General features: G+C 33.1%; 5 protein-coding genes and 1 rRNA gene. 1 reads left to right on the plus strand and 5 read right to left on the minus strand.

The genetic code is table 11. The annotated features are described in order from the left end of the window. Window positions 1-42 precede the first annotated feature (42 nt). Window positions 43-2406 carry a T9SS type A sorting domain-containing protein gene (locus ACKTTV_RS16845; protein WP_408032037.1) on the plus strand — a complete coding sequence of 788 codons (2364 nt, stop codon included), beginning with the start codon at window positions 43-45 and terminating at the stop codon, window positions 2404-2406. Between the two features lie 53 nt (window positions 2407-2459). Here the strand turns inward: ACKTTV_RS16845 and ACKTTV_RS16850 are convergent, their stop codons facing one another. From ACKTTV_RS16850 to rrf, 5 genes are all read right to left on the minus strand, one after another. Beyond that, the gene (locus ACKTTV_RS16850) at window positions 2460-4862 is read right to left on the minus strand and encodes a glycoside hydrolase family 31 protein (RefSeq protein WP_408032038.1); all 2403 of its coding nucleotides are present in this window, start codon (window positions 4860-4862) and stop codon (window positions 2460-2462) included. A gap of 94 nt (window positions 4863-4956) precedes the next feature. Next, window positions 4957-6867, minus strand: a complete 1911-nt coding sequence (gene glgB / locus ACKTTV_RS16855) for a 1,4-alpha-glucan branching protein GlgB (RefSeq protein WP_408032039.1) — start codon at window positions 6865-6867, stop codon at window positions 4957-4959. A gap of 75 nt (window positions 6868-6942) precedes the next feature. Next, window positions 6943-8217, minus strand: a complete 1275-nt coding sequence (locus ACKTTV_RS16860) for a glucose-1-phosphate adenylyltransferase (protein ID WP_408032040.1) — start codon at window positions 8215-8217, stop codon at window positions 6943-6945. 21 nt (window positions 8218-8238) lie between these two features. Further along, complete coding sequence (locus ACKTTV_RS16865) at window positions 8239-9645, minus strand: glycogen synthase (RefSeq protein WP_408032041.1); 1407 nt, start codon at window positions 9643-9645, stop codon at window positions 8239-8241. A gap of 508 nt (window positions 9646-10153) precedes the next feature. After that, window positions 10154-10262, minus strand: a 5S ribosomal RNA gene (rrf, locus tag ACKTTV_RS16870). Between the last annotated feature and the right edge of the window lie 194 nt (window positions 10263-10456).

Raw genomic sequence — 10456 nt, forward strand, 5'->3', positions numbered from 1 at the left:
TTAAGCTAATTAACCATTAATAACTTAATATTTGGACTAATTATGAAAACCTTCAAACCCTTTCTAATCTGTTTGATGTGCCTATTCACATCAATAAATTTCGCCCAATTACAATCAAAAAAGATCGAAATTGGAACCCCTCAAGATATCCTAAACATCTACGCCAAAAAGAATTTAGAGAACAAACAAAGCCGTAAAATTCGATTTAAATTAAATAACGGTCGCTCACTTTCCATTTCTTTAAAAGATTATTACCATGAAAATGGTGAAATGTCTTTAAATGGAAATATTGAAAAAAATGAAAATTCTGTTTTTATTCTTCGAGGAAATAAGAAGAATATATACGGTTATGCTTTAGATCAAACTAAAAGCTATGGTTATGAATATACGACTAACAAAATAGGAAAAGTAACAGTTCAAAAAGTTCCTTCTCATAAATTGGTTTCAGTTTGTAACTTCGAAAAGCCAGACCATGTACACCATGAGCATAAGCACGATCACAAAGAACATATTGGAAATTATCCTGGAACCGATGTTAGAAAGTTTCAAAGTTTACCTGGAGCTTCGAAAGTAATGTATATTGATTTAAGGGAAATAATGAATGGAGCAAATCCTAAATTTGGTTCTAAGGAGGATATATGGAAAGTTTATCAATGCTTAGCTTCAGCTTTATCTGCTTTTAATGTTAATGTAACAACAGATCATTCTGTATACACAGCTACTCCTGTTGTAAACTCAGGAATTGCGCAAATGAAAAATCAATCAGGGCGTTCATATGCGTATCTAAATTCCTTCGGAACTTCAAGACCATCGATCATTTATAAAGAAACAAACCCTAAATTTTTAGGGCTTACTCTTGCTCATGAGGTCGGACATCAATTGGGCTTAAGTCATGATAGAGGAACACCTGGAGGTGAATACTATCAAGGAATACCTGAATTTCAATGGGTTCCAATTATGGGGAATTATTATTTCTCAAGCTCATGGGCAAATCCGTTATATCAGTATAGTAAAGGAGAATACAATACTGCTACCAATAGAGAAAACGATTTAACACTTATCAGACGTTATTTAGCATATCGTCAAGACGATAATTCACAAGGAAAAGCCTTGCAAATATCCAATGGAACGGTTAATCAAGAAAACAATAAAGGATTAATAGAAACCAATACGGATACTGACAGATTTAGTTTTTCAATTGGAAGTTCAGGAGGCAAAGTAAACTTAACAGTTAAACCTATTGAGTATATTACTTTCTTAGATATTGAAGCTCGTATTATAAACTCAAGTGGAACTACTGTTGCACAAAGTAATCCCAAAAAAGACCGTAAAGCCACTTTCAATCAAAACCTTCCTTCAGGGAATTATACTTTAATTGTTGAAAGTGGTGCAGAAGGAACACCTAGTAACGGATTTTCTCGTTACTCATCTCTGGGTTGGTATGGTATTTCTGGGTCGATTACAGGAACTTCTAATGGAACAAATCCAACGGTTGCATTCGTTACGCCAACAAACAATCAAGTTATAACTCAAAACCAATTAAAGCCCGTTTCAATCCGAATAAATGTTTCAAATACTGGCGGTAGTTCATATTCATCAGTTATTAATGTTGATAATAAAAATTTTACTGGAACAACAGCCTCATGGACACCATCGAGATATGGCAGTTTTACTATTAAAGGAACCGCAACAACGGCTGGCGGAAAAACAGGAAGTTCAACTATAAATGTTACCATAAAAGAAGCAAACAATAATCCTCCATCAATTACCATTGTTAGGCCAAGTAATGGTCAAGTGTTTGAGCAAACAACTTTCCAACCAATTGCTATTAATGCTAATATTAGTGATCTGGATGGTGATACTACAACCACACAAATAACTGTTGGTGGACAAACATTTAATTCCAACACAGCACAATGGACTCCTAGTAGTTATGGTAATTTTACAATTAGCGTAAAAGCAACTGATTCTAAGGGAGCTTCTTCAATAAAAACTGTGCAAATTCAGGTTAAAAATCCAAGTACAGGGGGTGTTTGCGACAATATTGAACAATGGCAACCTTCAAAAACTTATAGAATAAGAGATAAGGTGGTTTATAGAAATACTCTTTATGAAGCTATATGGTGGAGTAGGTATGCATTTCCAAACATATACACTCAAGTTTGGAAAAGATTGGGTAGTTGTAGCGCTGCTCCAATCGCAACTACTTTAGCTGGTAACCCAATAAATAACACACTATCATTGCGTAATAGAGTTGGTAGCATTAAAATTTATAATCAGTCTGGAAATTATATCGATGAAGTGAAACATGATACTAAGGACATTCGTCATTATCAACCAGGAGTTTATTTCATTAGAATAGCCTATAAAGGTCAAATGAAAATGATAAAATTTATTAAAAAATAACTCTCACTTTATAAAAAAGCTCAAGATTTAGATCTTGAGCTTTTATTTTGTTGTTATCCTATAACATGAATTTCTTTAAAGTCTTTTGGAATACCCAAAATAGTATCATTCTCTGAGCTCTGAACACTTCTTAAATCAACTATAACATTATCCACTTCTACCTCTTTTATAGTAAAAGGTAAACCTATAAATTCAAATTCGATGGTATCGTATTCCGTAATGAAAGTTCCATCTTTATGTTGCTGAATGATTACTTCTTTTTCTTTTCCTGTAACTGTAAAAGTTCTTAAACTATATCTTCCTTTCATATAATCATAACCATCTTGAGCATCTTCATAAACCTTAGATACTTCCTTTGCTCCTAACTTGAAATATGCTTCTAGTTTTAACACCTTGATTTCTTTTTCTCCTACATATTGTTGAACGGGATATTTAGGAATTAGAGCTCCTTCTTTTATAAACATTGGAATTATATCTATATCCGCATCAACCCATCGTTCCATTCCTCCGGTAATATACTCTTTAGTCCAATAGTTGTACCAATTCCCTCTCGGAATATACATTCTCCTTCCTTTAGAGTTTGACTCTTGAACAGGGCACACTAAAATTTGATTTCCAAATATAAATTCGTCCGTCCTGTAATGAGTTTGTAAATCGTATTGATCGAATAATACTAAAGGTTTAAGCATAGGGATTCCATACTCAGCATATTCCCAAAACATGGTGTATAAATAAGGAAGTAATTGATAGCGTAATTCAACATATTTTTTAGTTACTTCTATTACCTCTTCTCCAAACGTCCAAGGTTCTTGATTCCCGTGATCTCCAGAAGAATGTGTTCTACAAAATGGATGAAATACTCCTAGTTGAATCCACCTTGTATATAACTCCCCTGTTGGATGCTCGGCAAATCCTCCAATATCACTTCCTGTAAATGACATTCCGCTCATACTCATACGTTGTGCTTGAATATTAGCAATCCATAAATGCTCCCATGACGCTACATTATCTCCTGTCCAAGAAGAAGTATATCGTTGTGCCCCAGAGTAAGCTGAACGAGTTATGATAAAAGGTCTTTTCGGATACGCATACTTTTTAACACCTTCATAGGTAGCCCGCGCCATTTGTGTTCCATAAATATTATGAGCCTTTCTATGACTACAGAAATTACCATCGTAATTATGACGAACATCATTTGGAAAAGTTTTGGAAGGTACCTCCATAACAGCTGGTTCATTCATATCATTCCAAACACCTTTTACTCCTATATCATCAATAATTTCCTTAAATAAACCTGACCACCATTTTCTAACTTCTGGGTTGGTAAAATCAGGAAAATAACATTCTCCAGGCCAAACTTTTCCTCTCATATACGGACCATCAGCTCTCTTACAAAAATAATCCTTATCTAAAGCTTCTTTGTAAACCCAATAATCATCATCAACCTTAATTCCAGGATCGATAATTACTACGGTTTTAAATCCATCCTCTTCCAATTCGGAAACCATTTTTTTTGGATCTGGAAAATAATCTTTATTCCATGTAAAACATCGAAAGCCATCCATATAATCAATATCCAAATATATGGCATCACACGGAATTTGTAATTCTCTAAATTTTTGCGTGATTTCTCTTACTTTTGATTCTGGATAATAACTCCATTTACATTGATGGTATCCCAAAGCCCATAATGGAGGTAGTTCAGGTTTCCCAGTTAAATCAGTATATCTTGTTATTACATCTTGCATATCTGGGCCATAAAAGAAATAATAATTCATTTCTCCTCCATGAGCCCAAAAACTAGTTACATTTCTTCGCTCGTTACAAAAATCAAAAAAGGTTTTAAATGTATTATCAAAGAAAATCCCATATGCTCTTTCTTCATACATTCCAATATAAAATGGAACACTTTTATACAAAGGGTCTTGATCCTTTCCAAAAGCATACTGATCTGTTGCCCAGTTTTCGAACCTCTTTCCCTTTAAGTTTAAATGCGTTGCTTTATCTCCTAGTCCATAATAGCATTCTCCTTGAGGAGCGGACTTACTCATTTTAACTATATTTCCACCATATTCATAACTTTGCTCCCAATGAAAGCCCCAATCATCATTACAAATAACCTTACCTGAAATATCAAAAATTGAAGTTCTTAAATCTGATTTGCTAATTTCAATAACAATTTTCTTTGTTTTTATTTTATAGTGGTTTTCATAGTCTCCAACTTCTAATTTGCTATAACCTCTTGCTCCTTCATTGCTTATGGCATAGGAAAAATCATTTTCAAAATTATTATCGGTAGCATACCTAAACCTTATTACACTTCCCCGTATTATAGTTATTTGAAGTATAACTCCGTTTTCAGTTTTAAAATAGATTTTATCAACATCTTGGTAAAAAGAAAGTACTTTTCCGGGAAAAAGATTCCCTTTATTTTCAAGTTGGGTGTTAATTATCATACGATATAAGTTTAGTCGATTTTCTCTGTAATTGAGATAGATACTTACTTGTTTAAATTCAGTTTATAGCATGTTTTTTGTTATTTCAAAGCTTTTATTCTATTGCAAAAACGGTTGTGCTAAGAGGAGGCAAAGCAACTTCACATGAATACGCTCTATGATTCCATTTGGATTTTTCAATTCGAACTTTTTTATTCTCATAATTTCCGGTTCCTCCATATTTTTCCTCATCACTATTTAGTATTTCAACTAATGTATCTCCCTTGGGTACTCCAATTCTATATACCTCTCTAGGCACAGGTGTCATATTACATACAACTATTATTGAATCATCTTCAGATTTACCTTTTCTTAAATAGCTGATTACTGAATTTTCAAAATCATCATAAGCAATCCATTCGAAACCATCATTTTCAAATTGCTTTTCATACAACGCTGGGTAATTTTGATATAGAAAATTAAGGTCTATTATTAATTTTTGAATTCCCTTATGAAAATCATACTCCAAAACATACCAGTCCAAACTGTCTCTAAAATTCCATTCAGCATGCTGCCCGAATTCGCCTCCCATAAAAAGTAACTTACTTCCTGGATGCGTAAACATATAACTATATAATATCCTTAAGTTGGCAAACTTTTGCCATTCATCACCTGGCATTCTACCTATTATACTATTCTTTCCATGAACAACTTCATCATGAGATAATGGTAGCATAAAATTCTCCGAAAAGGCATAGGTCATACTAAAGGTTAAATCATTTTGATGACTTTTACGGTATATAGGCTGTTTACCAAAATATTGTAAAGAATCATGCATCCATCCCATCATCCATTTCTTTCCAAATCCAAGTCCTCCTAAATACGTTGGCTTCGATACTTTAGGGAAAGCGGTAGATTCTTCCGCAATTGTTTGTACATCTGGAAATGACAAATACACTTCTTCATTCAACTCTTTTAAAAAATTTATTGCTTCTAAATATTCATTCCCACCATACATATTAGGTTCCCATTCTCCATAATTTCTTGAATAATCAAGAAAAATCATGGAGGCTACGGCATCCACTCGTAAACCATCAATATGATATTGGTCCAACCAAAAAAGAGCATTACTTATTAAAAAGCTTTTTACTTCATTTCTTCCATAATTAAAAATTAAACTCTTCCAATCAGGATGGTATCCTTTTCTTCTATCAGGATGTTCATATAAATGTGATCCATCAAAAAAACCTAACCCATGTTTATCTTCAGGAAAATGAGATGGTACCCAATCTAAAATAACACCAATATTATTTTGATGAAACTTGTCAATAAGAAATTTAAACTCTTCTGGATATCCATATCGAGAAGTTGGAGCAAAATACCCTGTAATTTGATATCCCCATGAAGGATCATAAGGATGTTCCATTACTGGCATAATTTCAACATGAGAAAATTTCATGTACTTTACATATGCGACCAACTCATCTGCTAGTTCAATATAAGATAAAGACCTATTATTATCGGTGAATTTTCTTTTCCATGACCCTAAATGAACTTCATATACCGAAAAAGGAGCATCTAGAGCATTTTTCTCTTTCCTTATTTTCATCCATTCATTATCCTCCCATTGATATGAGTCCTGCCAAACAACTGAAGCCGTTTTTGGAGGATGCTCAAATCGCCTGGCGTAAGGGTCTGCCTTTTCCGTTATGATATTATCATTATGCGAATGAATTTTATATTTGTATAAACTTCCTTTTCCCACATTAGGAATAAAGCCTTCCCATATACCAGATTCGTCCCATCTTACATTAAGTAAATGCTCATTATCCGTCCAACAATTGAAATCACCTACAACATAAACAGCTTTTGCTGAAGGAGCCCAAACTGCGAAGTATGTTCCAATTACGTCATCAACAGTTGCTATGTGAGACCCCAATTTTTCATATAATCGATAGTGTTTTCCTTGTTTAAACAATCCAATATCAAATTCCGAAAATAAACTATGTGCTATAACTTTCTTCATAAAATAATTCTACTCATTAAGTGCGGTTTTACCTCTCTGTTTCTAATTATTTTTTTCTGGCTATATGTTTTAAAGCTATTGTAAAACGAAACCATCTTCAATTACAGCTTCACGCTTTATAACAACAATTCCTTCTTTAATGACATAGGACTTCTCGTTTGTATCTTCAAGATGCTTACCTCCTTTTATGACCACATTATTTCCTATTCTTGCATCTTTATCTATAATTACATTTTCAACTACGCAATTATCACCTACACCAATTTTAGGTGTTTCTTCTTTTTCATTGCCTTTAAGAAGTTCTTTATCTTGGTATTGGTTGGCTCCAATCATATAGGTATTTTTTATCTCACATCCCTTTCCTATTCGTGATCTTATTCCAATAACAGAAGTATCAATTGTTTTTGCATTAATAATACACCCGTCTGCAATTACGGATTTGTTAAGTATTGTCCCATAAATCTTTGATGGAGGTAATATTCTCGGGCGAGTTAAAATACTTTTTGTTTGATTAAATAAATTGAACTTAGGCGCATCTTCAGTTAAACCTATATTTGCCTCAAAAAAAGCTCCAATTGTTCCTATATCTGTCCAATATCCTTTGTACTGATATGCTAAAACTTTATTCTTGCCTATAGAATTTGGTATTATTTCTTTACCAAAATCCGTAGTACTTGTATCCGACATTATCTCAACAAGTAAGTCTCGATTAAATATGTAAATTCCCATTGAAGCAAGATAATTTCTTCCTTCCTTTTGCATTTCTTCATCAACTTGCGATTCCCATCCTCTTAATTCATCTTCCGATGGTTTTTCTACAAATGAAGAAATAAAACTATCACTATCCGTTTTTAATATTCCAAATTGAGTCCCTTCTTGAAAAGTAACTGGTAAGGTAGCGACACTAATTTCAGCTTTCTTTTGAATATGTTGTTCCAGCATTCTATTAAAATCCATTTGATATAACTGATCCCCAGATAGAATAAGAGCATACTCAAATTCATGATTAAGAACATGATGCATTGATTGCCTCACAGCATCAGCTGTACCTTGAAACCATGTTTTATTTTCGGGTGTTTGCTCAGCTGCCATTATATCCACAAAAGCTTCACTAAAGCTACTGAAGGAGTATGTATTTTTTATGTGTCTATTCAATGAAGCCGAATTAAACTGAGTAAGCACGAACATTCGTTTTATATCGCAATGAATACAATTGGAAATAGGAATATCCACTAGTCTATATTTCCCAGCCATAGAAACCGAAGGCTTTGAGCGTTTATCAGTAAGAGGAGACAAGCGCGACCCTTGACCTCCTCCCAATATTATTGCGAGAACTTTTTTGTTAATCATGATAGTTTGGTTATTTTTTGGTTAGATTGATTTGTATAGATCTACATATTCTTTGGCTGATTTATCCCAAGAATTATCGATTTTCATTATTTGTTTCTGGATTTTCCTAAAACTCTTTTGATCTTTGAAAAGTTCTATAGCTCTACCAATAGAATAGCAAATATCCCATACAGAAGCTTGATCATGGCAAATACCAAATCCACCATCTCCTATGTCAATCACAGTATCTCTTAAACCACCCGTTCTTCGAACAATTGGAACTGTTCCGTATCGTAATGAATACATTTGATTTAAACCACAAGGTTCAACTCTAGAAGGCATCAGTAAAAAATCTGCTCCTGCATATATTAGGTGAGAAAGCGCTTCGTCATATCCAATATATGCGTTAAAGTTCTCTGGAAACTCTTCTTTTAACTGCTCAATATCTTTTTCTATTTCTTCATTCCCAGAACCTAAAATAAAAATGTTAAGTTCTTTATTATTTGAAAGCACTTCACGAATAACATCTGCAAGTAAGTCTGCCGACTTTTCATAGACTAACCTTCCTATAAATCCGAATAGTGGTAAATCTGGGTTAAAACCATATTCCTTGCACAAGGCTAACTTATTTGCTTTTTTTCCAGAAATAACATTGCCTACTTTATAATTCTTAGATAATGAATTATCCGTCTCTGGATTCCATACGGACGTATCAATTCCATTTAAAATACCGGAAAATTTTTGACTTTCAGAAGAAAGAAGTCCTTCTAAGCCACAAGCACTTTCTTTTAGCTCTTCCATATAAGAAGGCGAAACTGTATTCACTTTAGTCGCACATTTAATTCCTGCAGCTAGAGGATTTACCGAACCATACCAGTCCAACAATCCCACATTCGTAAAATCAAATTCAGGAAGTAAATCTAAATTTTCATGAGAAAACTGTCCTTGATACTGTGCATTATGAATGGTTAATACCGTTGGAATATTTTGCAAATATTTGTAATCTGAACAGTGATTAATAAAGAAAGGTATTAATGAAGTGTGATGATCATGACAATGAATAACATCAAAATTTAAATCGCTCTGTTGTATCCAATCTAATAAAGCTTTCTGAAAACCGATATATCGATGTGTTTCATTTGTATAACCATACACATTCTCAGTATCCAGTAACCCAACGATTTGGATTAAAAATAATTTGTAAGAGATATTTTTTGATTCAAATTTACTTACGACGTACTCGTAAGTGTTACCATTTAAATCGATAGTACCTTTATATACCTCTTGAAGTTTTTTCTTTTTCAAATACGTATTTTTATAAAAAGGCATTACTACAAAGGAGTCTATATCAAAATTCGATTGATATTTTGGTAATGCACCGACGACATCGGCTAAACCACCAACTTTGGCTACCGGGTGGCACTCGAAACTTGTGTGAAGTATTTTCATTTTGGGGGATTAAAGTTCTCCTATAAATTTAAGAAACCTCTAAAAATTAACTTAAACTAAATATTAAAAAATACCCTCTGAAAATTAATTATTTAATAAAATTCAATCCCTTTTTTTATCAAAAAAAAAACGTATCTATTTCATTATAAGAGCTTAACAGAAAGCGTTAATTGAATTCCCCTTTGGGCATGGTACTTTAGCTATAATGAAAACATTGTTATAGTTTAATAATGTTGATTTCCCATTTTCAATAGTTGATATCTATTAGGTCATTTTGAATTGGAATATTTTATTGTTTAAGCAATCAGTTTCTTCCTAACGAAACCGATATAGTTATTTTAAGATACATTTCTTCCAACTATTATTAATATCTAACCAAGTAGCCATTTTAATAGTAAAAATGGCTAAAACGGGTATTTTAAGATGTTGTTTAATTCAATGATATTAGAAGTAAAATAAGGATAAAAAAAAACTCCTCATTACATTAAGTAATGAGGAGTTTTTAAAAGAAAGGCAACGACCTACTCTCCCACCAGTGGCAGTACCATCGGCGCTAATGGGCTTAACTTCTCTGTTCGGAATGGTAAGAGGTGAGCCCCATTGCTATAATCACCTTAAATCGTTTCAGTATCTCTCAACTGTATAAGTTAACATATTGCTAAAATCATATCGCTTTTTCAAGTATTGAGAATTTAGTATTGAGTATCGAGATTAAATATATCTAAATTCTCTCTTCTCAATTCTAACTTCTATCTAAAGAGTGTCCTTCTCCCTTGTTGCCAAGGGAGAGGATCGTACATAAGCCTATGGG

It is taken from the genome of Tenacibaculum xiamenense (assembly GCF_964513065.1).
GTDB classification, from domain to species: domain Bacteria; phylum Bacteroidota; class Bacteroidia; order Flavobacteriales; family Flavobacteriaceae; genus Polaribacter; species Polaribacter xiamenense.